Raw genomic sequence first — 23,654 nt, 5'->3', positions numbered from 1 at the left:
ACGCCCGTATTCCCGCAACCCCCTAACCCCCTAACCCCCTAACTCTCGGAACTCCCAGCAACTCCCGCAAGGAGGGCAGTCGTGACCAGCGAAGCGCGCACCGGAGTCTGGCTCGTCGGAGCGAGGGGCTCCGTCGCCACCACGGCCGTGGCCGGCTGTGCCGCCGTCACCGCGGGCCTCCACCCGCCGACCGGCATGGTGACGGAGACGGCCCCCTTCGCCGCGGCGACGCTGCCTCCCCTCGCCTCCCTCGTCTTCGGCGGGCACGACACGGCCGACTGCCCCCTGCCCAAACGCGCCGAGGCACTGACCGCCGCCGGGGTGCTCCCGCCCGGCCTGGCCGCCGCCGTCGCCGCGGAACTGGAGGCCGCCGACGCCCGCATCCGCCCCGGCGGCCCGCAGCCCGGCGACACCCGCACCGAGGACGAAATCGTCGCCGCCCTCGCCGCCGACCTGACGGACTTCCGCGTTGGACTGGACCTGGAACGGGTCGTAGTGGTGAATGTGGCCTCCACGGAGCCGGCGTCGGGGGGCGTCGGGCTCCCGCCCAGCTCGCTGTACGCCGCGGCGGCGCTGCGCACCGGCTGCCCGTACGTCAACTTCACACCGTCCACCGGCCTGCGCCATCCCCGCCTGTCGGCCGCGCTCGAGGCCAGCGGCCTGCCCCACGCGGGCCGCGACGGCAAGACCGGCCAGACCCTGCTCCGGTCGGTGCTCGCCCCGATGTTCCGCGAACGGGCCCTCACCGTACGCGCCTGGTCCGGCAGCAACCTCCTCGGCGGCGGCGACGGCGCGGCCCTCGCCGACCCGGCGGCCGCCGCGGCCAAGAACGCCGGCAAGGAACGCGTCCTCGACGACATCCTCGGCCCCGACGTCGAGGGACAGGTCCACATCGACGACGTCCCGGCCCTGGGGGAGTGGAAGACCGCCTGGGACCACGTCGCCTTCGACGGCTTCCTCGGCTCCCGCATGATCCTCCAGACCATCTGGCAGGGCTGCGACTCCGCCCTGGCCGCACCTCTCGTCCTCGACCTCGCCCGCCTCACGGCCAAGGCCCACGCCCGCGGCCTGACCGGCCCCCTGGAGGACCTCGCCTTCTACTTCAAGGACCCGGACGGCACCCCACCGGCGAGTCTTGCGGAGCAGTACACCCGGCTTGTGGCGTTCGCGGCGCGGCTGGGGGAGGGCGAGCGGTGAGGAGGGACGGGACGTTCAAGAGCGCGGTGGGCGGGCGCTGGTCAGCCGGGCGCGGGTCGGCTGGGCGCGGGTCGGTCGGGCGCGGGTCGGTCGGGCGCGGGTCGGTCGGGCGCGGGTCGGCTGGACGTGGGTCGGTCGGGCACGCGTCAGTCGGAGGCGGGTCGGTCGGCCACGGGGCAGCCGGGTACGGGCCGGGGGGCTACGGGTCAGCCGGGTACGGGCCGGGGGGCTACGCCGGGGCCGCGGCGCGAGGGCTCCGGCTGCGACGGGGCGGCCGGATCGGTGCCTGGGCCGAGCTGCTGCGGGTGTCGGCCCTCGCGACCGTGCCGGGCGACGCGCTCGCCGGAGCCGCCGCACTCGGCACGCGCCCCAACCGCGGGACACTGCTCGCCCTCGGCTCCTCCCTGTGCCTGTACGAGGCGGGCATGGCCCTCAACGACTGGGCCGACCGGGCCGAGGACGCCCTCGACCGCCCCCACCGCCCGCTGCCCTCCGGCCGGATCCGCCCCGGCGCCGCACTCGCCGCCTCCACCGCCCTGACCGCGGCCGGTCTCGCCCTCGCCGCCCGCGCCGGCCGCGCCCCACTGGCCGTGGCCGGTGCGCTCGCGGCGACCGTCTGGTCGTACGACCTCCACCTCAAGCACACCCGCCTCGGCCCGGCCGCGATGGCCACCGCCCGCGCCCTGGACCTGCTCCTGGGAGCCACGGCCACCTCGGCGCGACACACCGGGCCCGCCACCCGTGGCGCCGACCTCCCGGCGCGCCTCCCGCACACCGTCCCGAGCCCCGCGGCATGGCGGCGGACCGCGGCGTCCGCCGGACTCCTCGGTGCGCACACCTACGCCGTCACCGTGGTCTCCCGCCACGAGACGCAGGGCGGCGCGGCCACCGCGCCGCTCGTGGCGCTCGCGGTCGCCGCCGGGGTCGCCGCGGCGGCGGGCAGAGGCGGTGGGGCACCGCTCGCCACCGTGCTGGCGGCCGACTACGCCCGGACACCCGCCACGCCCCTGCTGCACGCCGCGCTCAACCCCTCGCCGCCCCTCACCCAACGCGCCGTCGGCGCGGGCATCCGCGCCCTCGTCCCCCTCCAGGCCACCCTCGCGGCCCGCTTCGGTGCCCCCGCCACCGCGCTCGCCGTCCTCACCCTCGCGCCGCTCGCCCGCACCCTCGCCCGAAAGGTGAGCCCCACATGACCCGGACCGCCCCCGGCGGCAGCCGTCCCTGCCGCGGCCTCGGCACCGGCGGCGTCGCCGGCGCCCGCGTCGACGTAGACCTCGCCCCGCTCTCCCGAGCCCTCGCCCCGCTCTGCCGAACCCTCGCCCAAAAGGTGAGCCCCACATGACCCCGGCCCCCGGCGGCAGCCGTCTGCGCCTCGGATACGGGACCAACGGCCTTGCCGACCTCCGGCTCGACGACGCCCTCGGCCTGCTCGCCGACCTCGGATACGACGGCGTCGGGCTGACCCTCGACCACATGCACCTCGACCCGCTCGCCCCCGACCTGCCCGCCCGCACCGCGCGCCTCGCCCGCAGACTGGACGCGCTCGGGCTGACCGTGACCGTCGAGACCGGCGCCCGATACGTCCTCGACCCGCGCCGCAAACACGGACCCTCCCTCCTCGACCCCGACCCCGGCGCACGCGCCACCCGCGCCGGACTGCTGCGCACCGCCCTCCGGATCGCCGAGGAACTCGGTGCCCACGCCGTCCACTGCTTCAGCGGCACCCCGCCCGCCGGCACGCCCGCCCCCGTCGCCTGGCAGCGCCTCGCCGCCGTACTCGCCCCGCTCCTCGACACGGCCGCCACCGCCCGCGTACCGCTCGCCGTCGAACCCGAACCCGGCCACCTCCTCGCCACCCTCGACGACTTCCACCACCTCCGCACCCTCCTCGGCGCACCCGACCCGGCAGTCCTCGGCCTCACCCTGGACCTCGGCCACTGCCACTGCCTCGAACCCCTGCCACCCGCCGACTGCCTGCGCGCCGCGGCACCCTGGATCCACCACGTCCAGATCGAGGACATGCGCCGCGGCGTCCACGAACACCTCCCGTTCGGCGACGGCGAGATCGACTTCCCTCCGCTGCTCGCCGCCCTCACCGAACTCACCGCCGCCGGATACCCGGGCCTCACCGTCGTCGAGCTGCCCCGCCACTCCCACGCGGGCCCCGAACTCGCCCGCACCTCCCTCTCCTTCCTGCGTTCCCGGGAGGCCGCCCCGTGCTGACCGAACCCGCCCGCGCCTGGCTCGACAACGCCCTCGCAGAGGCCACCGCACGACTCCCCGCCTGGGAGTCACGCTTCACCGCCGCAGGACGCCACTGCGGCCAGGACCACGCCGACACCGCCCGGCTACGGCTCCTCACCGCCGCCCGCGCCGACCCCGCCACCCTCACCCGCCTCTACCGGCACGGCAGTTCCGCCGAACGCCGGGCCGTCCTCCTCGCCCTCCCGTCCCTCGTCACCGGACCCGACGCCCTCCCGCTCGTCGAGGACGCCCTGCGCACCCACGACACCACCCTGCTCGCCGCCGCCCTCGGCCCCTACGCCGCCACCCACCTCCCCGCCCACCTCTGGCGGCACGCCGTCCTCAAATGCCTCTTCACCGCCGTCCCCGTCGACGCCGTCGCCGCCCTCGACCGCCGCGCCTCGGGCGACCCCGAACTCGCCCGGATGCTCCACGACTACGCCGCCGAACGCACCGCCGCGGGCCGGCCCGTCCCCGCCGACCTCCACCGGGTCCTCGCCCTCGCCCTGGGGCCCGTGCGGCCCTGGCCCGGCGGACAGTCCCCGACCGAGCAGGAGACCTGATGCGCATCCTCGACCCGCACATCCACATGACCTCCCGCACCACGGACGACTACCGCGCCATGTACGCGGCCGGAATCCGCGCCGTCGTCGAACCCTCCTTCTGGCTCGGACAGCCCCGCACCTCACCCGCCTCCTTCCTCGACTACTTCGACTCCCTCCTCGGCTGGGAGCCCTACCGCGCCGCCCAGTACGGCATCGCCCACCACTGCGCCCTCGCCCTCAACCCCAAGGAGGCCAACGACCCCCGCTGCCTCCCCGTCCTCGACGCGCTGCCCCGCTACCTCGACAAGGACCACGTCGTCGCCGTCGGCGAGATCGGCTACGACTCCATGACCCCGGCCGAGGACCACGCCCTCGCCGCCCAGCTCCAGCTCGCCGCCGACCACGGACTGCCCGCCCTGGTCCACACCCCGCACCGCGACAAGCTCGCCGGACTGCGCCGCACCCTCGACGTCGTCAAGGAGTCCGCCCTCGACCCCGGCCGGGTCCTCCTCGACCACCTCAACGAGACCACCGTCAAGGAGGCCGCCGACAGCGGAGCCTGGCTCGGCTTCTCCGTGTACCCCGACACCAAGATGGACGAGACCCGCATGGTCGCCGTCCTCAGAACCCACGGACTGCAACGGGTCCTCGTCAACTCCGCCGCCGACTGGGGCCACAGCGACCCGCTCAAGACCCGTAAGGTCGCCGACGCCATGCTCGCCGCCGGATTCACCGACGACGACGTCGACCGCGTCCTGTGGCGCAACCCCCTCGCCTTCTACGGCCTCAGCGGCCGCCTCACCCCCGAACCGCCCGCCACGGCCGGAGCCGACTTGGGTGGAGCCGACCGGGCCGGCCCCGACCCGTACGGAGCCCTCCACGAGGGCAACTCCGTCAGGCGCGGCGGCGAGTGACAGGAGGCCGGACATGCGCTTCCGCCACCCCGACGGCTCCACCGTGCACCTCGCCTACTGCACCAACGTCCACCCCGCCGAAACCCTCGACGGCGTCCTCGCCCAGCTCCGCGACCACTGCGAACCCGTCCGCCGCCGGCTCGGCCGCGACCGCCTCGGCATCGGCCTCTGGCTCGCCCGCGACGCCGCCCGCTCCCTCGTCGCCGACCCGGCCGCCCTGCGCGCCCTGCGCGCCGAACTCGACCGCCGCGGCCTCGAGGTCGTCACTCTCAACGGCTTCCCTTACGAGGGCTTCGGCGCCGACGAGGTCAAGTACCGCGTCTACCAGCCGGACTGGACCCGCCCCGAACGCCTCGCCCACACCACCGACCTCGCCCGGCTCCTGACCGCCCTCCTCCCCGATGACATCACCGAAGGCAGCGTCTCCACCCTGCCGATCGCCTGGCGCACCCCCTACGGTCCGCGCGCCGCCGACACCGCCCGCGACGCGCTCACCGCCCTCGCCGAACGCCTCGACGCCCTCGAAGAGCTCACCGGCCGCTCTGTCCGCGTCGGCCTCGAACCCGAACCCGGCTGCACCGTCGAAACCGTCGCCGACGCCCTCGCCCCGCTCGCCGCCGTCGCCAGCCCCCGCATCGGCGTCTGCCTGGACACCTGCCACCTCGCCACCTCCTTCGAAGACCCGCACACCGCCCTCGCGGCCCTCGGCACCGCCGGCATCCCCATCCCCAAGGCCCAGCTCTCCGCCGCCCTGCACGCCGAACACCCGCACCTCCCCGAAGTCCGCGAAGCGCTCGCCTCCTTCGCCGAACCCCGCTTCCTGCACCAGACCCGCACCCTGACCGCCGCCGGCCTGCGCGGCACCGACGACCTCCCCGAGGCCCTGACCGGCGACGCCCTGCCCGACTCCACACCCTGGCGCGCCCACTTCCACGTCCCGCTGCACGCCCCGCCCGAGCCCCCGCTCACCTCCACGCTCCCCGTCCTCCAGGAAAGCCTCGCCCTCCTGGTCGGCGGCCCCCACCCGCGCACCCGCCATCTGGAGGTCGAGACCTACACCTGGCAGGCCCTCCCGCCCGAACGCCGGCCACGCACCCGCGCCCGGCTCGCCGACGGCATCGCCGCCGAACTCACCCTGGCCCGCGATCTGCTGACCGACCTCGGCCTCAAGGAACTCCCATGACCCCGCCCCCGCCCCCCTCCCCACCTCCCTGCCCGCCCCCGCTCCCACCCGAGCCCTCGTCCCCGCCCCTCGCCTCTGCCTCAGCCCCGTCCCCGCCCCTCGCCTCTGCCTCAGCCCCGTGCCCGCCCTCAGCTCCAGGCCCCACCCCGCTCCTCGTCCTCGACGTCGTCGGGCTCACCCCGCGGCTGCTGCCTCACATGCCCCATCTGCGGGCCCTCGCCCGGGACGGCTCGCAGGCCGCGCTCTCGACCGTCCTGCCCGCCGTGACGTGCACCGCCCAGTCCACCTTCCTCACCGGCACCCTCCCCTCCGAGCACGGGATCGTCGGCAACGGCTGGTACTTCCGTGAACTCGGCGACGTCCTGCTGTGGCGCCAGCACAACGGCCTCGTGCACGGCGACCGGCTCTGGGACGCCGCCCGCCGAGCCCACCCCGGCTACACCGTCGCCAACATCTGCTGGTGGTACGCCATGGGCGCCGACACCGACATCACCGTCACACCCCGCCCCGTCTACTACGCCGACGGCCGCAAGGAACCCGACTGCTACACCCGGCCACCCGCCCTCCACGACGAACTCACCGACACACTCGGCACCTTCCCTCTCTTCCGCTTCTGGGGACCCGGCGCCGACCTCGTCTCCAGCCGCTGGATCATCGACGCCACCCGGCACGTCCTGCGCACCCGCCGTCCCGACCTCGCCCTCGCCTACGTCCCCCATCTCGACTACGACCTCCAGCGCCACGGCCCCGACGACCCGCGCGCCCACCGCGCCGCCGCCGAACTCGACGCCGCGCTCGCCCCGCTGCTCGCCGACGCCCGCGACGAGGGCCGTACCGTCGTCGCCCTGTCCGAGTACGGCATCACCCGCGCCGACCGCCCCGTCGACATCAACCGTGCCCTGCGCCGCGCGGGACTCCTGGAGGTCCACACCCAGGACGGCATGGAGTACCTCGACCCCATGGCCTCGCGCGCCTTCGCCGTCGCCGACCACCAGATCGCCCACGTGTACGTCCGGCGGCCCGCCGACCTCGAAGCCACCCGGGCGGCCCTCGAAGGACTCCCCGGCCTCGACCGGCTCCTCGACGACGCCGGCAAGAAGGAGCACGGACTCGACCACCCGCGCTCCGGCGAACTCGTCGCCCTCGCCGAGCCCGACGCCTGGTTCACGTACTACTACTGGCTCGACGACACACGGGCCCCCGACTTCGCCCAGCTCGTCGAGATCCACCGCAAGCCCGGCTACGACCCCGCCGAACTCCTCATGGACCCGCTCGACCCGTACGTACGGCTCAAGGCGGCCAGCGCGGTCGCCCGCAAGAAACTCGGCATGCGCTACCGCATGGCGGTCGTGCCGCTCGATCCCTCACCTATTCGCGGCAGCCACGGCCGCCTCCCCGCGAGCGAGGACGAAGGTCCGCTCATCCTGTGCTCCACCCCCCGCGCCCTTCCCGGCCGCGTCGCGGCCACCGATGTGAAAGCCCTGCTGCTCCAGCTGGCCGGTCTCTCCCGGACTGCTTTCAGTGAAGCAGGCGAATCCGACGACGAAGGAGTTATCCACAGATGAGCCGCACCTCCCGACACACCTCCCCACTCACCCCCCGACCGACATCCCCGCTCACCTCCCGCCGGGGCTCCGCCGACCCCGAGCTCACCCACCGCCTCAGCAGACGGAACATGCTCGGCGTCGCCGCCGGCGCGACCGCCGCCGCCCTCCTCGGCGCGGCCGCCGCCCCCGCCCAGGCCGCCGACACCGACAACGCCGCCGACCCCGCCGCCCAGGGCCGGGGCCACGGCCGCCCCGTGCTGCCTCCGGGCCGCCTCGGCATCCAGCTCTACTCCCTGCGCGACAAGGTCGCGACCCTCGGCTTCGCCGCCGTCTTCGCCGAGCTGGAGAAGTACGGCTACGACGAGGTCGAGTTCGCCGGATACACCCAGGGCTCCGCCGGCCCGATCAGCCTCGCCGAACTCAAGGCCCTCACCGCCGACCACGGACTGCGCGGCATCGGCAGCCACGTCGGCTACTACTCCTCCGACCCCGCCGCGTACACCTTCGCCCAGAACCTCGACCGGGTCCTCGACGACGCCGCCGCCCTCGGCCTGCCGCACATCGGCACCGCCTCGGGCCCCTGGCGCTACGGCTCCACCGTCGACGGCTGGAAGCGCTGCGCCGAGGAGTTCAACCGTTTCGGCGCCGCCGCCAAGGCGCGCGGCATGAAGTTCTACCAGCACAACCACTCCGAGGAGTTCTCCTTCGCGAGCGACCGTCCCGACGTGCGCCTCTACGACGTCCTGCTCGCCGAGACCGACCCCGACCTGGTGCACCTGGAGATGGACGTCTTCTGGGCCTACGTCGGCCAGCACCGCTACTCCCGCCGCCCCGACGGCACCCCCGCACCCTTCGACCCGCTCGACTACGTCCTCGCCCAGCCCCACCGCTACCCGCTGTTCCACGTCAAGGACGGCGAGCGCGACGACACCGCCGCCCCCTACGGCTACCGCATGACGGACGTCGGCGACGGCGACATCGACTACCGGCGCTTCATCTCCGAGGTCACCCGCGGCCACCAGGGCCGCCCCGGCCACCACTGGCAGGCCGAGCGCGACAACCCCGTCGACTCGCTCTCCTTCGCCCGCCGCTCCAGCGCCCACCTCCACTCGCTGAGGGAGAAGGGCTGACCGTCCCTCCACTCCCTCCGCTCCCTGAGGAGGAAGGGCTGACCGGCCCTCCCCTCCCTGAGGGACGAGCGCTGACCGGCTAACCGATGCCCTGGCGGTCCGCCTCCAGGGCGAAGGCCCGGTCCGCGGCCGCCGGCACCGCGCGCTCCACCAGCTCGACCAGGAGCGCGCGGTGCCGCAGCAGCGGCTCACGGCGCTCGTCGGGCACCATCGACAGGAGGTCGTCGAGCCCCGCCAGCATCCGCCGCGACACCTGGGGACTCGTCCCGGCGGCGCCCCGGATCTCGGCGAAGCCCAGATCGACCAGGTCCGTCCACTCCGGCACGTCCTGCACCAGCCGGACCGGCCCGCGGCCGTCCCGCCCCTCGCGGTACTCCACCGCGCCCAGCGGCCGGTGGGCGAGCGCCGCCAGGAACTGCACGATCCGGTCCAGGCACTGCACGGCGGTCGTCGGGTCGTTGACGGCCGGTGACAGTGCCCGCAGCCCGATGTCCGAGAGCTGTCGCAGTCCGAAGCCGAGATCCTGGTGGAAGGTCCGCTCGATTCCCACCGACACGGAGATCCCGAGCCCCTTCGGCACCGCCCCGCCGTGCACCGCGAGGACCGGGGTTCCCGGGACCACGAAGTCCCCGGTCCGCGGCAGCAGCCGCAGCACGAGACCGTGCCGCCGCGCGACCCGCACGAACCGCACCACGTTCACGTCCCGCAGCACCCCGGCCCGACCCCGGTGCACCACGTGTCCGGTCACCGGCCCGAGGTCGCCGCCCCCGCCCTCGTACCAGGGCATCTTCGCCAGCACCCGGAACGACTCCTGGGTGATCCGGTCCACCACGTGGCCCACCCGCATCAGGCGCAGCGTCGAGTTCACGTACGCCACGAAGAGCAGCAGGCTGAGCCCGACGAGCGCCAGCGTCACGATCGACTGCACCAGCGGCACGCTGGTCACGTACCGCGGGTCGGTCTCGCTCTCGTACGAGGTGAGCACGAGCAGCGACAGCACGAAGGTGGCGAGGAAGACCGAGAAGGTCGCCTTGGTGATCCGGCTGCGGATGAAGATCCGCACCACCCGGGGGCTGAACTGTCCGCTGGCCATCTGCACCGCGACCAGCGAGATGGAGAAGACGACACCGATGAAGGTCATCATCGCCGAGCTGACGGTGGTCACCACGGTCTTCGCGTCCTCGGCGATCCCGACGAGGTCGCCCAGTGCCTCGTACTCGCCCTCCTCCCGGAGCGCGTCGACGATCGCCCGGTCGGTCCCGTCGCAGAGCCACCACACCAGGACGACCAGGGCCATGGTGGCGACGGGGGCGAACCAGAAGGTGTCCCGGAGGTGCTCCCGCAGCGGGGAGAGCATCCGCGGCCGGGGATAGCGGGCGGTGCGGGGCGGAAGCGGCGGAGGCGGAGGAAGCTGGCTCACCTCGCGCAGGCTAGTCCTCCGCCGTCTCCACTCCGTGTACGCGGACGGCGACACCCTGTACGCCCGCCCGGACGACGGGACCGGGTCCCGCCCGGCATCGCGGACCGTTCGGGGGCGGGCCAGGGCGGGAGGGCGGCCGCGCCGCACTGACCACGGGAAACGCTGGTGAAAGCCACCTCGAACCCCTGGTAGAGTTATCCATGTCGCCGCGGGGAACACCCGGGGCGGCGAGACACCTGGTCCGGGTGGCGGAATGGCAGACGCGCTAGCTTGAGGTGCTAGTGCCCTTTATCGGGCGTGGGGGTTCAAGTCCCCCCTCGGACACAAGACGGAAGGACCCCGACGGATGTCGGGGTCCTTCCGCGTTTCACGCCTCGTCGTCGCGGTACGGGTCGCCTCGGCGCGATCGCGGGACGGGCCGCCTCAGCGGGTGCCGGTCACCACACCGTCGTGTTCCAGGCCTTTGCGGGCCACCACCAGCCGGCACCGCGGGCTGCCGTCGTCCCGTACGCCGAGGGACCGGACCGGCAGCAGTTCCACCGTGAAGCCGGCGCCCTCCAGACGGTCGCGGACGTCGGCGAGCCGGAACGTCCGGTAGTACATGACGAAGGGCGGTCGCCACAGAGCGTTGCGCACCCGCATCACCGCGTCGAAGCCCCACAGCATCCAGTACGGGGCGGAGCCCACGGGCGGTGGCGCCGGGAGCGGGAAGGCGAAGGTGCCGCCGGGCCGCAGGGCGGCGTGGACCTGGGCGAAGAGGGTGCGCTGCTCCGCGGGCAGGAAGTGCCCGAAGGCGCCGAAGCTGACGGCCAGGTCGAAGGCGGGGGCGAAGGGCAGGGCCAGGGCGTCGGCCCGGACGAGGGTCGCGGTGGGGTGGGCGCGGCGGGCCTCGGCGAGCATCCCGTCGCTGAAGTCGACCCCGGCGGTCCGGCCCGCGCACACCGAACGCAGCACCGAGAGCCCCGCGCCGGTGCCGCAGCAGACGTCCAGACCCGACTCGAAGGGGCCGAGCGGCTCCAGCGTGTCCGCGACCGCCGTCAGGAGGCGGTCCGGGGTGCGGAACGGTGTGGCGTCGAACTTCGCGGCGAGCAGGTCGTAGCCGTGCTCGACGGAGGACAGCGCCTGACGGGTCAGTTCGCGGAGCGTGGGGCCCTCGGGGGAGAACATGCCCCCGACCCTACGGCTCGCGCGCGCCCGCTCACAGCGCGCTGCTCACCTGCGGCGGCACGCTCCACGCCGGGGCGGTGCCGGTCAGCTGGCAGATCAGCAGGTAGAGGGGGATGGGCGGGGTGTAGGGGGAGCCGCCGTCGGGATGGTGGATCAGCCGTGGCCGGCGGTCCGGGATCACCGCGCCGGGCGCGTAGCAGGCGGGGAGCGGCCAGGTGAGGTCGAGGTCGGAGCCGGCCGGCACCAGCCACCACCACCAGTCGGCGTCGGCGTAGACGCAGCCCTTGGCGGGCAGCCGGGACAGGATGCGGAAGCCGTAGCGGGCGGGGACGCCGACGGCGTCGCAGCCCAGGGTGGCCGGGAGGTCGACGGGCACGGGGAGCCGGGTCACGCCGACGGGAGAGGAGGAGAGGGAGGAGGGGTTTCCGGAGGGTGCGGAGGCGTTCGCGCGGCTCTTGCGGGCGCGCGGGACGAGCAGCGTCGCCATCGACCTCAGCACGGCTCTCCCATGCCGTGCGCGAGTTCCGCCCAGACGATCTGCGCCGTTCCGTGGCCGGTGCGGTCCGCGCCCCAGGCGGCGCACAGGGCGTCGACCAGGATCAGTCCGCGGCCGCGCTCCTCCTCGCCGCAGTCGCGGATGTGCGGTCCCGCGGGGCCGCCCTCGTCGCGCACGGCTATCCGCAGGCGCTCCTCGCCCTCGCGCAGTTCGCAGACGACGCGTCCGCTGGCGGTGTGCACGACGGCGTTGGTGACCAGTTCGGAGACGACGAGGGCGACGGTGTCGCGTATCTCGGGGTCGCAGCCCCAGAGGATGAGGCGTTCCTCGGCGAGTCTGCGGGCCCGGGCGACGGACGCGGTGCGCGCGGGCAGTTCGAAGGCGAAGCGGCGGAACTCGGCGTGCGGCCGTGGGCGCTGGGTCATGACGCGGGCGCTCATGAGACCTGAGGAGTGCGCGTTACCAGAAGCCACGACCGGATCCTCACAACTGTGGGCAGGAGTGCCGTACGCATACCGGCGCGGCGAAGCGCACGACGGCATGCGTACTGGTTCACCGGAATACTGTGCTCCCGACGCGGACACTTGGCAAGTGGCACTCTGAAAATTGCAGAGTGCGGTGTTCTCTCTGGACGGGCCTCGTGGCACACTCGTCGAAACAGCGCGTCGGGGAGGTCTGAAGAGTGAGCGAGCCGCGGTCCGCCCCCACGGTGGGACAGGTCGTCCTCGGCAGACGTCTGCAGGATCTGCGTGAGCGGGCCGGCCTCAAGCGGGAGGAGGCCGCCAGGATCCTCCGGGTGGCTCCGGCCACGATCCGTCGCATGGAGACCGCCGAGGTCGCGCTGAAGATTCCCTACGTCCAGCTCCTGCTCAAGGCGTACGGCGTCACGGACTCCGAGGCGGAGGGCTTCGTCGCCCTCGCGGAGGAGGCCAACCTCCCCGGCTGGTGGCAGCGGTTCCACGACGTGCTGCCCAGCTGGTTCTCCATGTACGTCAGCCTGGAGGGGGCCGCGAGCCTCATCCGGGCCTACGAGCCCCAGTTCGTCCCCGGTCTGCTGCAGACCGAGGACTACGCCCGCGCCATCCTGCGCAGCGGGGCCGTCGGCGTCGGCAGCGCCAAGGACGCGGCCGAGGAGACCGAGCGCCATGTAGCCCTCCGCATGGAGCGCCAGTCCCTGCTCACCAGGGAGGACGCGCCCAAGTTCTGGGTGATCATGGACGAGACCGTCTTCCGCCGACCGGTCGGCGACGGGCCCGAAGTGATGCGCGACCAGCTCGACCGGCTGCTCGAAGCGTCGGAGCTGCCGAACGTCACCTTGCAGATCGCGGAGTACGCGTCCGGCCACCACCCCGGCACCTACGGACCGTTCGTCCTCTTCCGCTTCGCCATGCCCGAACTCCCGGACATGGTCTACAGCGAGTACCTGACCGGCGCCGTCTACCTCGACGCGCGCCCCGAGGTGGCCTCCCACCTCGAGGTCATGGACCGCATGGCGGCCCAGGCCGCGACTGCACAACGCACGAAGGAGATCCTCCGGGATCTCCGCAAGGAGCTGTGAATGGATCGCATATACAACGGCATGCCCGCCGCCGAGCTCGGTGCCGAGGGATGGCACAAGCCGTGGAGCGGCGGGAACGGGGGCAACTGCGTGGAGGCCATGAAGCTGGCCGACGGCAGGGTCGCCGTGCGACAGTCCGCAGACCCTGAGGGACCCGCGCTCATCTACACCCACGGCGAGATCGCCGCGTTCATCCAGGGGGCCAAATCCGGTCAGGCTGACTTCCTGCTCACCTGACCCTTCCGCCCCGCCCCGTCCGTCGCGTAACTCTTGCTGTAAGCGCCACCGTTCGTCCGCCGCCGAGGAGAGCCGATGACCAGCCAGGAACCCGCCGCATCCCCGCGCGGCGAGATACGCGTCGACACCAGCAAGCCGCACCCCGCGCGCATGTACGACTGGTTCCTGGGCGGCAAGGACAACTACCCGGTGGACGAGGAGATGGCCCGTCAGCTCCTCACCGTCGACGCCCGGGGCCGGGACATGGCCCGCGTCAACCGGGCCTTCATGCACCGCGCCATCCGCTGGCTCAGCGCCCACGGCGTACGTCAGTACCTGGACGTCGGCACCGGGATCCCGACCGAGCCCAACCTGCACCAGATCGCGCAGGAGGCGGCGCCGGAGTCCCGGATCGTCTACTGCGACAACGACCCGATCGTGCTCGCGCACGCCGCCGCGCTGCTGCGCTCGACCCCGGAAGGGGCCACCGAGTACATCCAGGCGGACGCCCGCGACCCCGAGGTCATCCTCGAAAGGGCCGGAAAGGTCCTTGATTTCGACCGGCCCATCGCCCTGTCGATGCTCGCCCTCCTGCACTTCGTCGGCGACGAGGACGGCGCGTACGACCTGGTCGCCAAGATCGTCGACAAGCTCGCCCCGGGCAGCTACCTCGTCCTCTCGCACGTCACCGGGGACTTCGACCCCGAGGGCGCGGCGAAGGCCTCCGCCATGTACAAGGCGCGCGGCCTGACCCTGCGCCCGCGCTCGCGCGAGGAGCTGGCGGCCTTCTTCGACGGCCTCGAGCTCGTCGAGCCGGGTGTGTCCCTGACCGCCGAGTGGCACCCGGAGCTGGGCGAGCCCGTGCCGGTCCAGGGCGACGACCCGATCCCCGGCTGGGCGGCGGTCGGCCGCAAGCGCTGACCCCGTCACCCGTACGACGAGGGAGGCCCCCGCCGGCGCACCGGCGGGGGCCTCTCGTCGTGCCCTGCCCTACGGTCGGACCAGCGTCACCAGGAAGCTCTGCGCCCGGCCGACGTTCCCGGCCGCGTCGACCGTGCGGTACTCGACCGTGTGGGTGCCGTAGTCCGGTGTGGCGTCGTCCCACGGCACCGCGCGGCTCCGGCCCAGCTTGCCGTACACGAGGTCGTCGATCACCGTGCCCGAGGGCGAGAAGAGGAACGGCGCGCCGGCGTCCGTCGGCCAGCCGTAGTACGTGTACCAGCCGTCGCCGTCCACCCGGAACTGGCTCACCACGGCGCCGTCCTGGTCGTCCCGGGCGGCCAGCCGCATGGTGAACGGGCCGTCGTAGACGTACTCCACGGGCTGGCCCGGCCGCCGGACCGTGCGCAGCGGCGGCGACAGCTCGTACGAGGCGGAGGCGGCCAGCGCGTCGACCGTCCACCTCAACTCCCGGTCCGTGCCCGCTATTCGGGCGGTCAGGGAGTGCGTGCCGGGGGTCAGCCGCAGTGCACGCAGGTCCAGGTCGCGGTCGTTGCCCGGGTTGGACACCGGCCGGCCGTCCAGCGACCAGGACACGGCCGGGACGCGGCGGACGGGATGGGTCGTGTCGGCGTGGACCACCGAACGCGCGCCCACGGGCGCCGTGGTCGCCGTGTGACCGGTGAACGCCGCGGGCGTGGTGTCCTCGGGCGTGCCGAGCGCCGGGTTCACCGTCCAGCTCACCGTACGGGTCAGGGCCGCCGAGCCACGCACCGCCGGGTCGCGGACGAACGGCGTGGGGTCGGTGACCGTCGCCGTCAGCGCGTACGTACGCCCGGGGGAGAGGCCCAGGGTGCGCAGGTCGACCGTACGGGCGCCGCCGGTCGTCAGCGGACGGCCGTCGAGCCGCCATTCCACGGCCAGTTCACCGCCCACCGGGTGCAGCGTGTCCACCCACACCGTCCGGTCCGCCCCGAGCGGCCGCTCGGTGGGCGTGTGGTCCTGCACCAGGTTCACCTTCGCGGAGATCGCCCGCACCATCACCTCGCGCTCGACCTGGTCGAAGGCGTAGCCGAGGGTCTTCATGATCGAGTGCCGGCTCGGCCGCCACACGCCCTTCGTGCTGTACAGGCCGCCCTCGTGGCGGCCGATGACCCCACCGGACTCGCTCTCCTCGCCCAGCCAGCGCCACCACTTGGCCCGCTGGTCACGCATCTGCTGCTCCGTCAGGAGCGTGTGGTGGACGGAGGACGGTTCGCCGCCGGCGTAGGCGCCGCCCGGCACCCCGCGCGCGTAGTAGTCGTACTCGTCCTGCAGGTTGCCCAGCGAATGGCCTATCTCGTGCGGGGTGATGAGCGCCGACAGCGCGTTGCCTCCGGACGCCGTCGCGTAACTCCCGCCCGCGCCACCGTAGGTGGAGCTGTTCGCGAGGGCCACGACCTGCCGGTTGGCGCTGCTCGTGCCCGGCACCAGGTCGGCGGCAGCGGCGGCCTTGCGGCCGTCGACCGTGAGGAGACGCTGCACGCTGTCCGGATTGCAGCCACCCCAGAAGCCCATGTCGAGGGCGGTGTCACGGGCCGGAGCGTCCAGCGAGGGATCGCAGTCCACGCCGGACTCGTTCGACGGCAGCTCCACCGCCCACACGTTGATGTACGAGCGGTACGAGGCGAACGGCTCGATGCTCCACAGCATGCTCAGATGCCGCTCCACGTCCGCCCGGAACCGGGGCAGCTCCGCGGCCGTGTAGCCGTCGCCCATGAGCACCAGGTTGAACCGCTTGTCCGCCGGCCCGGTCGTCTGGACCGGAACGACAGCCGCCCCGGTCACCTCGCCGGCCGCCGTACTGCCGACGGCCGAGGATCCCGTGCTCACCAGACCCGCGGCCAGCAGACAGGCCGCGGCGAGCCGGGCAACTCCTCTTCGCACACCCCTGCGTCGCAGTGAAGTCATGGGGCGCGAGCCTAGGCCGCGCCCCCGACCCCGTAAAGATGTTCGTCAGCCGTCCATGTCAGCGACGCAGATACGCAAGCCCCGCGTGCTCGGCCGTGTATCCGTCGACCAGCCGGCGGGCCACCGTCACCGAGTCGACCAGCGGGTGCAGCGCGAAGGCCTTCACCGCCGTCTCCCGCGAACCGCTCTCCGCGGCGGCCAGCACCTCGCGCTCCACCGCCTTCACCGCCGTGACCAGACCCACCGCGTGGTACGGCAGCGGATCCACCGACACCGGATGGGCGCCGGCCGCGTCGACGAAGCACGGCACCTCGATCACCGCGTCCGCGTCGAGCACCGAAAGGGTGTGCCGGTTACGGACGTTGAGGATCAGCGTGGCCCGCTCGTTGCGCGCGATGGCCCGCATCAGGGCCAGCGCCACCTTCTCGTAGCCGCCCGACTCCAGGTCCGCCTCGTCGCGCTCGCCGACCCCGGCCGCCTCCCGGTTGTGCGCCATGTAGGTCGCCTCGCGGTCGGCGAGGACCCGGTGCCAGGTGTCCAGGGGCGGAGTGTCCGTCTTGCCCATCTCCTCGTAGAAACCTGCCTGCTGGTCGAGCAGATAGGCCCCGCGGGTGCGCTCCGCCTCGCGGTAGGCGCGCACCGCCTCGCGGTTGAAGTAGTAGTAGTGCAGATACTCGTTGGGGACCGCGCCGAGCGAGCGCAGCCACTCCGTCCCGAAGAGCCTGCCCTCCTCGAACGAGCCGAGCAGCGCGTCGTCCTCGAAGAGCCGCGGCAGTATGTCATGTCCGCCGACCTTCAACCCGCGCAGCCAGCCCAGGTGGTTGAGGCCCACGTAGTCGATCCACGCCTCGTCCGGCGCCGCGCCGAGCGCCCGCGCCACCCGGCGGCCCAGACCCACCGGCGAGTCGCAGATGCCGACCACCCGGTCGCCGAGGATCCGCGACATCGCCTCGGTGACCATCCCCGCCGGGTTGGTGAAGTTGATGACCCAGGCGTCCGGGGCGAGTTCGGCGATCCGCCGCGCGATGTGCGTCACCACGGGCAGCGTCCGCAGCCCGTACGCGATGCCGCCCGCGCCCACCGTCTCCTGGCCGAGCACGCCCTCCGCCAGCGCGATCCGCTCGTCGGCGGCCCGGCCCGCGAGCCCGCCCACCCGGATGGCCGAGAACACGAAGTCCGCCCCGCGCAGCGCCTCGTCGAGATCGGTCGTCGCGGTCACCGCCGGCGCGTCCGCCACGCCCTCACCCTGCTCGGCGAGCACCCGCGCGATCGCCGACAGGCGCTCCGGGTCCGGATCGAACAGCGTGACATGGGTGACCCGCCCCTCGGCGTGATCGCCGAGCAGGGCGCCGTACACCAGCGGCACCCGGAATCCGCCGCCTCCGAGAATCGTCAGTCTCATGCCCGTACGCTACTCGGATGCAGGTACTGAGCAGCAGGATTCTGCTCCGCCCGACCGATCCCGAGCGCTCCCGGCGCTTCTACGGCGAGACCCTCGGCCTGGCCGTCTACCGCGAGTTCGGCACCGGTCCCGACCGCGGCACCGTCTACTTCCTCGGCGGCGGCTTCCTCGAACTCTCCGGCCGCGCCGCCGCCCCGCCGCCGGAGCCCGGGATCCGGCTCTGGCTCCAGGTCGCCGACGTCCACGCGGCCCACGAGGAACTGCGCGACAAGGACGTGACGGTGCTGCGCGAGCCGGTCACCGAACCCTGGGGCCTCGTCGAGATGTGGCTCGCCGACCCGGACGGCGTACGGATCGCCGTGGTGGAGGTCCCGGCGGACCACCCGCTGCGGTACCGGCCGTAGCAGGTGCCTTTGGCCCCGGGGGACGCCCGTTTCGCCCCGGGTACCCCCGCTGACCGTTTCAAGATCGCTTGAGGTCAGAATGTCCGCATGGCGAACACGAGCATGCCCAAGAAGGCAGTGATCGAGGACGCCGGGGACATCAGCCGCACGCTGGCCCTGGCCTTCGACGACGACCCGATGATGCGCTGGTTCTTCCCCGAGGCCGCTTCCCGCGAGGCCACCCTCGGCCGCTACTTCTCGACCCTCTTCACCCGGCAGTACCTGCTCAACGGCGTGTGCGAGCGCACCGACGCCGCGGCCGCCTTCTGGGTGCCCACGGAGGCGCAGGAGAAGGCGGTGCCCGACGCGGACACCATCCAGGAACTCATCGGCATCCTGGGCGACCGGGCCGGACTGTTCAAGGAGGCCGTCGAGACGGCCGCCGAGCACACGCCGCGGGAGCCGCACTGGTCGCTCGCGCTGATCGGCGCCGCGCCCGCCGCCCAGGGCAAGGGGCAGGGCGCCGCGCTGCTCCGCTCCGGCCTGGCCCAGGCCGACGCGGCGGGGCAGGCGGTCTACCTGGAGTCCTCCAAGGCCGCCAACCTCCCGGTGTACGAGCACTTCGGCTTCACCGTGCGCGAGGAGTTCGCGCTGCCGGGCGGCGGCCCGGTGCTGTGGGGGATGTGGCGCGACCCGCGCTGATCCCGCGGCGTCTCAGGGCCTACGCGCCGGCCACGGCCACGACCACGGCCACGGCGGCCGGTCCGGCGGATCACGGCCGGACCGGCCCTCGGTGGGGCGGGCGGCGGCGGTCACGCGACAATGGGCGCATGTCCCGACGCAAGGCCCGCCCCGCCCGCCCCACCGGCTCCGCACGCACCGCCCGTACGACCGATTCCGCCTCATCCGGTCGTACGACCGGTTCCGCCTCCTCCGGCCGGCCGCGGACCGCCGCCGCGCCGGCCGTCACCGCCGACTCGCCGTGCCCGTGCGGACTGCCGGCGGCGTACGGCGCGTGCTGCGGCCGCTTCCACGCCGGGCCGGGGACCGCGCCCACCGCCGAACTGCTCATGCGCTCCCGCTACAGCGCGTTCGTCGTCCGCGACGAGCCCTATCTGCTGCGCACGTGGGCACCGGAGACCCGGCCCGCCGACGTCGACTTCGACCCGGAACTGCGGTGGACGGGGCTGGAGATCGAGGAGACCGGCGACGGCACGGCCTTCCACCAGCGCGGCACCGTCACCTTCCGGGCCCGCTTCACGCACGACGGCGCGCCGGGCGAGCTCCACGAACGCAGCCGGTTCACCCGGCACGAGGGTGCCTGGGTGTACGTGGACGGCGACTTCCTCGACTGATCCGCGGCTGCGGCAGGGCCGCGGGACCCGCCGGACCCGCCGAGCCGGCGGGGCTCACCGGCTCCGCCTCCCGGAGCGCCGCTCACCGGGCCACCGCTCCCACCGGCTCCCGCTCGCTGCGCGGCAGGCCCTGCGCCAGGTCCTCCGCGATCAGCTTCTTCGCGATGGCGTCCGTCGCCGCCCGCAGCTCGGGGCCGCTGGGCCGGCCGCGCTCCTGCTCGATGCGGTCGCTGAGCCAGTCGCCCCACGCCCTGGTGATGACGTCGGCCTCCCGCTTGCCGGCGGGGGTGTGCGACAGCAGGTTGCCGTGCCGGGTGAGGAAGCCCTCGTCGACCATCCGGTCGAAGACCGGCAGCAGCACCTCCGGCGGGACCCGCCGCCCCGCCGAGATCAGCCCCAGGCTGGCGTGGCCGACCAGCCGGGTGAACAGCTCCACCTGCATCACCGCCCACGCGCCCGCGATGTCGAGCCGGGTGTCGGAGGCGTCGACGATCCGCCGGGCGGTGTCCAGGTCGGTCCTGCGGATGATCCGGCCGACGGAGAGTTCGAGCAGCTTGGCGGAGTCGCCGGTGGCGGTGGGCGAGGCGAAGCCCTCGCCCATGTCGGGCGCGGAGGCGCGGGCCGTGTCGCGGAGCGTCACCTGCTTGAGGAACAGCGCCACGACGAAGCCCACGGCCGCCACCGGCACGGTCCACAGGAAGACGGTGTGCAGCGTGTCCGCGTAGGCCTGCACGATCGGCTCCGCCACCCGGTCGGGCAGCCCGTGGACCCCGGCCGGGCTCTGCGCGGCGCCGGGCAGGGCCGCCGGGTCCAGCCCGAGGCCCGCCGCGACCGCCGAGGCCTCGCCGACGCCCTCCGCGAGGTTGGGCTTGAGGGAGTTGGCGTAGATGGTGCCGAAGACGGCGGTGCCGAAGGAGCTGCCGAGCGTACGGAAGAAGGTGACGCCCGAGGTGGCGGTGCCGAGGTCCGCGTAGTCGACGGTGTTCTGCACGGCGATGGTGAGCACCTGCATGCACAGGCCGATGCCGACGCCGAGCACGAACATGTACAGCGACTCCAGCCACGTGCTGGTGTCCGGGCCCATCAGGGAGAGCAGGTAGAGACCGAGGCCCATCACCAGGCAGCCGAGGATCGGGAAGATCCGGTACCGGCCGGTCTTGCTGACGACGTTGCCGCTGAAGATCGACGCGATGAGCAGGCCCACGACCATCGGCAGCGTGCGGATGCCGGAGATCGTCGCCGAGTCCCCGTCCACGTACTGCAGGTACGTCGGCAGGAAGGTCATCGCCCCGAGCATCGCGAAGCCCACGACGAAGCTGAGCACCGAGCACACGGTGAAGACCGGGTTGCGGAACAGCCGCATGGGCAGCATGGGTTCGGCCGCCCGGGTCTCCACCCAGCAGAAGGCCGCGAGGGCGAGCAGCCCGCCGGCGAAGAGGCCGATGATGACGCCGGAGCCCCACGCGTACTCGTTGCCGCCCCAACTCGTCGCCAGGATCAGCGCGCTGGAGCCGACGGCGACCAGGGCGATGCCCATGTAGTCGATGACCGGCCGGCTCGCGGAACGCACGGAGGGGATCGTGCGGGCGGCCGCGATCACGACCAGGATCGCGATCGGCACGTTCACGTAGAACGCCCAGCGCCAGCTCAGATGGTCGGTGAACAGGCCGCCGAGCAGGGGTCCGATGACGGTCGAGACGCCGAACACGGCGCCGATCGCGCCCTGGTACTTGCCGCGTTCGCGCAGCGGGATCACGTCGGCGATCAGCGCCATCGAGGTGACCATCAGACCGCCGGCGCCGATGCCCTGCAGACCGCGCCACACGATGAGCAGCGTCATGTTGGTCGCGAGACCGCACAGGAACGAGCCGGTGATGAAGACGACCGCCGAGATCTGGAAGACGACCTTGCGGCCGAACAGGTCGCCGAACTTGCCGACGAGGACGGTCGCGACGGTCTCCGCCAGCAGGTACGAGGTGACCACCCAGGACATGTGGGCGGCGCCACCGAGGTCCGACACGATCGTCGGCAGGGCGGTGCCCACGATCGTCTGGTCGAGCGCGGCGAGGAGGACGCCGAGCATGATCGTGCCGAAGACGATGTTGCGACGGCGGCTGTCGAGCACCGGCGGCTCGGCGGCGGGGGGCGCGGGCGCTGCTTCGCTGGTGGTGGTCACTCTCGCAGGGTCACACCGGTGGCCGTGTCCCGCATGTGGGGTACGCCCGAACCGGTGCGGTGCGGCCGGCGGCTGTGGGACGCGGCCGGCGGGCGTGCGGTGCCGCGCCGTGCTGCGTGCTGCGCGGCCCTGCGGTCGCGTGCCCGGCGGTCGCCGCGTCAGCAGTCCGGGCGTACCGGCAGCTTCGGGTGGTGCTTGGCCAGGATCTTGTTGGCGCGGGCGAGCGCGGCCAGCGCGTGCTCCCGGTCCGCCCGGTCCTCCGCGCACAGCGGTCCCCGGAAGCGGTAGACCTCGCGCGCCGCGCAGTCGGCGTCGACCTCGGCCTGGAGCACGTGCAGCGGCAGGCAGGATCCGATCAGCGCGGCGACGCGGTCGGGGATCGGCACGGGGACGAGGGTCGAGGGCGAGGCGATCACGGTCGGTCCTTGTGGGGCTCGTGGGGCGGCGAGAGGGTTTCTCTCGTCCGTACGTACTTCCATACGTACCGGATGGGGGTGCCGGTTCGATGCAGGCCCCGTCACCGCCCGGCAACACCCGCGGCCGGCCCTCGGCGAGGCGTGCGGAAGGCCCCGCCGGTCCACCGGACGTTCCCGCAGGTGCGACCGGGTCTCCCGACCCGATCGAGCATCAGTCCGTCGAACGGCAGGACGGGAAATGACCGTTGCCGCCAAACCCGGTGTGGGGCATCTCACGTCGGCCCCGAGGCGGAACGATCTCCGTGCGGCCCGGAGGAGGACGCGGAACCACGAGCGGAGCTACGAGAGGATCTCGCCGAGCTCGTACGAGACCGGCTCCTCCAGCTGCCCGTAACCGCAGGACTCCGGCGTCCGGTCCGGGCGCCAGCGCTTGAACTGGGCCGTGTGCCGGAAGCGGTCGCCCTCCATGTGGTCGTAACCCACCTCGCAGACCCGCTCGGGCCGCAGCGCCACCCAGGACAGGTCCTTCTTCCCCGACCAGCGGCTGGGCGCGCCCGGCAGCCGCGAGGCCTCGTGCGCCGCCGCGTCCGCCCAGGCCGCCCACGGATGTCCCGTGGGCGGGTCCATGACCAGCGGGGCCAGCTCCTCGATCAGCTCGGCGCGGCGCCTGGCGGTGAAGGCCGCGCACACGCCGACGTGCTGGAGGGCGCCGCGGTCGTCGTAGAGGCCGAGCAGCAGGGAGCCGACCACGGGCCCGCTCTTGTGGAATCGGTATCCGGCCACGACGACGTCGGCCGTGCGCTCGTGCTTGATCTTGTACATGAGGCGTTCGTCCGGGCGGTACGGCAGGTCGAGGGGCTTGGCGATCACGCCGTCGAGGCCGGCGCCCTCGTACTGCTCGAACCAGCTCGCGGCCAGCTCCGCGTCCGTCGTGGCGGGTGCGACGTGGACCGGGGGAGTGACACCGGCGAGCGCCCTCTCCAGGCGCGTGCGCCGCTCGGCTAGCGGGGTGTCCAGGAAGGCCTCGTCGCCGAGGGCGAGCAGGTCGAAGGCCACGAACCGGGCGGGCGTCGTCTCCGCCAGCATCCGCACCCGCGAGTCGGCCGGGTGGATCCGCTCGGTGAGCCGGTCGAAGTCGAGCCGTCCGTCGTGCTCGATGACGATCTCGCCGTCGACGACACAGCGTTCCGGAAGGCGGCCGAGGAACGCGTCGACGAGCTCGGGGAAGTAGCGGGTCAGCGGCTTGCCCGTGCGGCTGCCGATGAAGACCTCCGCGCCGTCACGGTGCACCAGGGCGCGGAAGCCGTCCCACTTGGCCTCGTACTGCATGCCGGGCGGGATCTTCTTGACGGCCTTCGCCAGCATCGGTTTCACGGGCGGCATCACCGGCAGGTCCATGGCGCGAGTCTAGGAGTC

24 protein-coding genes and 1 tRNA gene are annotated in these 23,654 nt (G+C 73.3%); 16 read left to right on the top strand and 9 right to left on the bottom strand.

Features of this window, described 5'->3' with window-relative positions; genetic code table 11:
- Positions 1 to 81 precede the first annotated feature (81 nt).
- The 9 genes from ACFVGS_RS14220 (at position 82) to ACFVGS_RS14180 (ending at position 8,760) form a co-directional block, all read left to right on the top strand.
- Complete coding sequence (locus tag ACFVGS_RS14220) at positions 82 to 1,197, top strand: inositol-3-phosphate synthase (protein WP_385692596.1); 1,116 nt, start codon at positions 82 to 84, stop codon at positions 1,195 to 1,197.
- Between the two features lie 260 nt (positions 1,198 to 1,457).
- Positions 1,458 to 2,390, top strand: a complete 933-nt coding sequence (locus tag ACFVGS_RS14215) for an SCO3242 family prenyltransferase (RefSeq protein ID WP_385692656.1) — start codon at positions 1,458 to 1,460, stop codon at positions 2,388 to 2,390.
- A complete protein-coding gene (locus ACFVGS_RS14210) occupies positions 2,387 to 2,539 on the top strand; it encodes a hypothetical protein (RefSeq protein ID WP_384412296.1) in 153 nt (50 codons plus the stop codon). The genes ACFVGS_RS14215 and ACFVGS_RS14210 overlap by 4 nt, the downstream gene beginning before the upstream one ends.
- Positions 2,536 to 3,420 carry a sugar phosphate isomerase/epimerase family protein gene (locus tag ACFVGS_RS14205; protein ID WP_384412298.1) on the top strand — a complete coding sequence of 295 codons (885 nt, stop codon included), beginning with the start codon at positions 2,536 to 2,538 and terminating at the stop codon, positions 3,418 to 3,420. Before ACFVGS_RS14210 ends, ACFVGS_RS14205 begins: the two co-directional genes overlap by 4 nt.
- A complete protein-coding gene (locus tag ACFVGS_RS14200; RefSeq protein ID WP_384412301.1) occupies positions 3,414 to 4,004 on the top strand; it encodes an EboA domain-containing protein in 591 nt (196 codons plus the stop codon). The genes ACFVGS_RS14205 and ACFVGS_RS14200 overlap by 7 nt, the downstream gene beginning before the upstream one ends.
- On the top strand, positions 4,004 to 4,900 hold the full coding sequence (locus ACFVGS_RS14195; protein WP_384412304.1) for a TatD family hydrolase: 897 nt from the start codon (positions 4,004 to 4,006) through the stop codon (positions 4,898 to 4,900). Before ACFVGS_RS14200 ends, ACFVGS_RS14195 begins: the two co-directional genes overlap by 1 nt.
- Positions 4,901 to 4,913: 13 nt before the next feature.
- Positions 4,914 to 6,083 carry a metabolite traffic protein EboE gene (eboE, locus tag ACFVGS_RS14190; RefSeq protein ID WP_385692595.1) on the top strand — a complete coding sequence of 390 codons (1,170 nt, stop codon included), beginning with the start codon at positions 4,914 to 4,916 and terminating at the stop codon, positions 6,081 to 6,083.
- Positions 6,080 to 7,648, top strand: a complete 1,569-nt coding sequence (locus ACFVGS_RS14185; RefSeq protein WP_385692594.1) for an alkaline phosphatase family protein — start codon at positions 6,080 to 6,082, stop codon at positions 7,646 to 7,648. The genes eboE and ACFVGS_RS14185 overlap by 4 nt, the downstream gene beginning before the upstream one ends.
- Positions 7,645 to 8,760 (top strand): sugar phosphate isomerase/epimerase family protein, encoded by a 1,116-nt coding sequence (locus ACFVGS_RS14180; protein ID WP_385692593.1) that lies wholly within the window; start codon positions 7,645 to 7,647, stop codon positions 8,758 to 8,760. The genes ACFVGS_RS14185 and ACFVGS_RS14180 overlap by 4 nt, the downstream gene beginning before the upstream one ends.
- A gap of 79 nt (positions 8,761 to 8,839) precedes the next feature.
- Here the strand turns inward: ACFVGS_RS14180 and ACFVGS_RS14175 are convergent, their stop codons facing one another.
- Entirely contained in the window at positions 8,840 to 10,117 is a 1,278-nt protein-coding gene (locus ACFVGS_RS14175) for a DUF2254 domain-containing protein (RefSeq protein ID WP_384412451.1), read from the bottom strand.
- Positions 10,118 to 10,419: 302 nt separating this feature from the next.
- On the opposite strand from ACFVGS_RS14175, the gene ACFVGS_RS14170 reads away from it, so the two are divergent.
- Positions 10,420 to 10,504: transfer RNA gene (locus ACFVGS_RS14170), tRNA-Leu, on the top strand.
- A 99-nt stretch (positions 10,505 to 10,603) separates the two neighbouring features.
- On the opposite strand, the gene ACFVGS_RS14165 is transcribed toward ACFVGS_RS14170, so the two are convergent.
- From ACFVGS_RS14165 to ACFVGS_RS14155, 3 genes are read right to left on the bottom strand one after another with little or no spacing between them, the layout of a single operon-like run.
- The gene (locus tag ACFVGS_RS14165) at positions 10,604 to 11,347 is read right to left on the bottom strand and encodes a class I SAM-dependent methyltransferase (protein ID WP_384412316.1); all 744 of its coding nucleotides are present in this window, start codon (positions 11,345 to 11,347) and stop codon (positions 10,604 to 10,606) included.
- 31 nt (positions 11,348 to 11,378) lie between these two features.
- Positions 11,379 to 11,834, bottom strand: coding sequence for a hypothetical protein (locus ACFVGS_RS14160; protein ID WP_384412454.1), 456 nt, complete (start codon positions 11,832 to 11,834; stop codon positions 11,379 to 11,381).
- A 5-nt stretch (positions 11,835 to 11,839) separates the two neighbouring features.
- A complete protein-coding gene (locus tag ACFVGS_RS14155; protein ID WP_384412457.1) occupies positions 11,840 to 12,268 on the bottom strand; it encodes an ATP-binding protein in 429 nt (142 codons plus the stop codon).
- Positions 12,269 to 12,525: 257 nt separating this feature from the next.
- Between ACFVGS_RS14155 and ACFVGS_RS14150 the strand changes: the two genes are divergently transcribed.
- From ACFVGS_RS14150 to ACFVGS_RS14140, 3 genes are all read left to right on the top strand, one after another.
- Positions 12,526 to 13,401, top strand: a complete 876-nt coding sequence (locus ACFVGS_RS14150) for a helix-turn-helix domain-containing protein (RefSeq protein ID WP_384412319.1) — start codon at positions 12,526 to 12,528, stop codon at positions 13,399 to 13,401.
- The gene (locus tag ACFVGS_RS14145; protein ID WP_015037566.1) at positions 13,402 to 13,638 is read left to right on the top strand and encodes a DUF397 domain-containing protein; all 237 of its coding nucleotides are present in this window, start codon (positions 13,402 to 13,404) and stop codon (positions 13,636 to 13,638) included.
- Between the two features lie 75 nt (positions 13,639 to 13,713).
- Positions 13,714 to 14,538, top strand: coding sequence for an SAM-dependent methyltransferase (locus ACFVGS_RS14140; RefSeq protein ID WP_385692592.1), 825 nt, complete (start codon positions 13,714 to 13,716; stop codon positions 14,536 to 14,538).
- Between the two features lie 69 nt (positions 14,539 to 14,607).
- On the opposite strand, the gene ACFVGS_RS14135 is transcribed toward ACFVGS_RS14140, so the two are convergent.
- Positions 14,608 to 16,506 carry a M64 family metallopeptidase gene (locus ACFVGS_RS14135; protein ID WP_385692591.1) on the bottom strand — a complete coding sequence of 633 codons (1,899 nt, stop codon included), beginning with the start codon at positions 16,504 to 16,506 and terminating at the stop codon, positions 14,608 to 14,610.
- 58 nt (positions 16,507 to 16,564) lie between these two features.
- Positions 16,565 to 17,908, bottom strand: coding sequence for a 6-phospho-beta-glucosidase (locus ACFVGS_RS14130; protein ID WP_385692590.1), 1,344 nt, complete (start codon positions 17,906 to 17,908; stop codon positions 16,565 to 16,567).
- Between the two features lie 17 nt (positions 17,909 to 17,925).
- Between ACFVGS_RS14130 and ACFVGS_RS14125 the strand changes: the two genes are divergently transcribed.
- The 3 genes from ACFVGS_RS14125 (at position 17,926) to ACFVGS_RS14115 (ending at position 19,646) form a co-directional block, all read left to right on the top strand.
- The gene (locus ACFVGS_RS14125) at positions 17,926 to 18,312 is read left to right on the top strand and encodes a VOC family protein (protein ID WP_385692589.1); all 387 of its coding nucleotides are present in this window, start codon (positions 17,926 to 17,928) and stop codon (positions 18,310 to 18,312) included.
- Positions 18,313 to 18,399: 87 nt separating this feature from the next.
- Entirely contained in the window at positions 18,400 to 18,993 is a 594-nt protein-coding gene (locus ACFVGS_RS14120) for a GNAT family N-acetyltransferase (RefSeq protein ID WP_385692588.1), read from the top strand.
- Positions 18,994 to 19,121: 128 nt separating this feature from the next.
- The gene (locus tag ACFVGS_RS14115; RefSeq protein WP_384412337.1) at positions 19,122 to 19,646 is read left to right on the top strand and encodes a YchJ family protein; all 525 of its coding nucleotides are present in this window, start codon (positions 19,122 to 19,124) and stop codon (positions 19,644 to 19,646) included.
- Positions 19,647 to 19,728: 82 nt separating this feature from the next.
- On the opposite strand, the gene ACFVGS_RS14110 is transcribed toward ACFVGS_RS14115, so the two are convergent.
- From ACFVGS_RS14110 to ACFVGS_RS14100, 3 genes are all read right to left on the bottom strand, one after another.
- Positions 19,729 to 21,822: an MDR family MFS transporter gene (locus ACFVGS_RS14110; protein WP_384412340.1), complete on the bottom strand. Its 2,094-nt coding sequence runs from the start codon at positions 21,820 to 21,822 to the stop codon at positions 19,729 to 19,731.
- Between the two features lie 158 nt (positions 21,823 to 21,980).
- Entirely contained in the window at positions 21,981 to 22,235 is a 255-nt protein-coding gene (locus tag ACFVGS_RS14105; protein WP_384412459.1) for a hypothetical protein, read from the bottom strand.
- A gap of 342 nt (positions 22,236 to 22,577) precedes the next feature.
- Positions 22,578 to 23,636 (bottom strand): ATP-dependent DNA ligase, encoded by a 1,059-nt coding sequence (locus ACFVGS_RS14100; RefSeq protein WP_385692587.1) that lies wholly within the window; start codon positions 23,634 to 23,636, stop codon positions 22,578 to 22,580.
- Positions 23,637 to 23,654 lie beyond the last annotated feature (18 nt).

Source organism: Streptomyces sp. NPDC127114 (assembly GCF_042677525.1).
Lineage (GTDB): Bacteria > Actinomycetota > Actinomycetes > Streptomycetales > Streptomycetaceae > Streptomyces.
This window is presented reverse-complemented; position numbering and strand designations above follow the sequence as displayed.

What these genes read in the sequence shown, in the direction of transcription:
- ACFVGS_RS14210 (WP_384412296.1), top strand. Translation starts at nt 2,387, where the DNA reads ATGACCCGGACCGCCCCCGGCGGCAGCCGTCCCTGCCGCGGCCTCGGC.
- ACFVGS_RS14205 (WP_384412298.1), top strand. Translation starts at nt 2,536, where the DNA reads ATGACCCCGGCCCCCGGCGGCAGCCGTCTGCGCCTCGGATACGGGACC.
- ACFVGS_RS14195 (WP_384412304.1), top strand. Translation starts at nt 4,004, where the DNA reads ATGCGCATCCTCGACCCGCACATCCACATGACCTCCCGCACCACGGAC.
- eboE (WP_385692595.1), top strand. Translation starts at nt 4,914, where the DNA reads ATGCGCTTCCGCCACCCCGACGGCTCCACCGTGCACCTCGCCTACTGC.
- ACFVGS_RS14185 (WP_385692594.1), top strand. Translation starts at nt 6,080, where the DNA reads ATGACCCCGCCCCCGCCCCCCTCCCCACCTCCCTGCCCGCCCCCGCTC.
- ACFVGS_RS14180 (WP_385692593.1), top strand. Translation starts at nt 7,645, where the DNA reads ATGAGCCGCACCTCCCGACACACCTCCCCACTCACCCCCCGACCGACA.
- ACFVGS_RS14175 (WP_384412451.1), bottom strand. Translation starts at nt 10,117, where the DNA reads ATGCTCTCCCCGCTGCGGGAGCACCTCCGGGACACCTTCTGGTTCGCC.
- ACFVGS_RS14165 (WP_384412316.1), bottom strand. Translation starts at nt 11,347, where the DNA reads ATGTTCTCCCCCGAGGGCCCCACGCTCCGCGAACTGACCCGTCAGGCG.
- ACFVGS_RS14160 (WP_384412454.1), bottom strand. Translation starts at nt 11,834, where the DNA reads ATGGCGACGCTGCTCGTCCCGCGCGCCCGCAAGAGCCGCGCGAACGCC.
- ACFVGS_RS14155 (WP_384412457.1), bottom strand. Translation starts at nt 12,268, where the DNA reads ATGACCCAGCGCCCACGGCCGCACGCCGAGTTCCGCCGCTTCGCCTTC.
- ACFVGS_RS14145 (WP_015037566.1), top strand. Translation starts at nt 13,402, where the DNA reads ATGGATCGCATATACAACGGCATGCCCGCCGCCGAGCTCGGTGCCGAG.
- ACFVGS_RS14140 (WP_385692592.1), top strand. Translation starts at nt 13,714, where the DNA reads ATGACCAGCCAGGAACCCGCCGCATCCCCGCGCGGCGAGATACGCGTC.
- ACFVGS_RS14135 (WP_385692591.1), bottom strand. Translation starts at nt 16,506, where the DNA reads ATGACTTCACTGCGACGCAGGGGTGTGCGAAGAGGAGTTGCCCGGCTC.
- ACFVGS_RS14130 (WP_385692590.1), bottom strand. Translation starts at nt 17,908, where the DNA reads ATGAGACTGACGATTCTCGGAGGCGGCGGATTCCGGGTGCCGCTGGTG.
- ACFVGS_RS14125 (WP_385692589.1), top strand. Translation starts at nt 17,926, where the DNA reads ATGCAGGTACTGAGCAGCAGGATTCTGCTCCGCCCGACCGATCCCGAG.
- ACFVGS_RS14120 (WP_385692588.1), top strand. Translation starts at nt 18,400, where the DNA reads ATGGCGAACACGAGCATGCCCAAGAAGGCAGTGATCGAGGACGCCGGG.
- ACFVGS_RS14115 (WP_384412337.1), top strand. Translation starts at nt 19,122, where the DNA reads ATGTCCCGACGCAAGGCCCGCCCCGCCCGCCCCACCGGCTCCGCACGC.
- ACFVGS_RS14100 (WP_385692587.1), bottom strand. Translation starts at nt 23,636, where the DNA reads ATGGACCTGCCGGTGATGCCGCCCGTGAAACCGATGCTGGCGAAGGCC.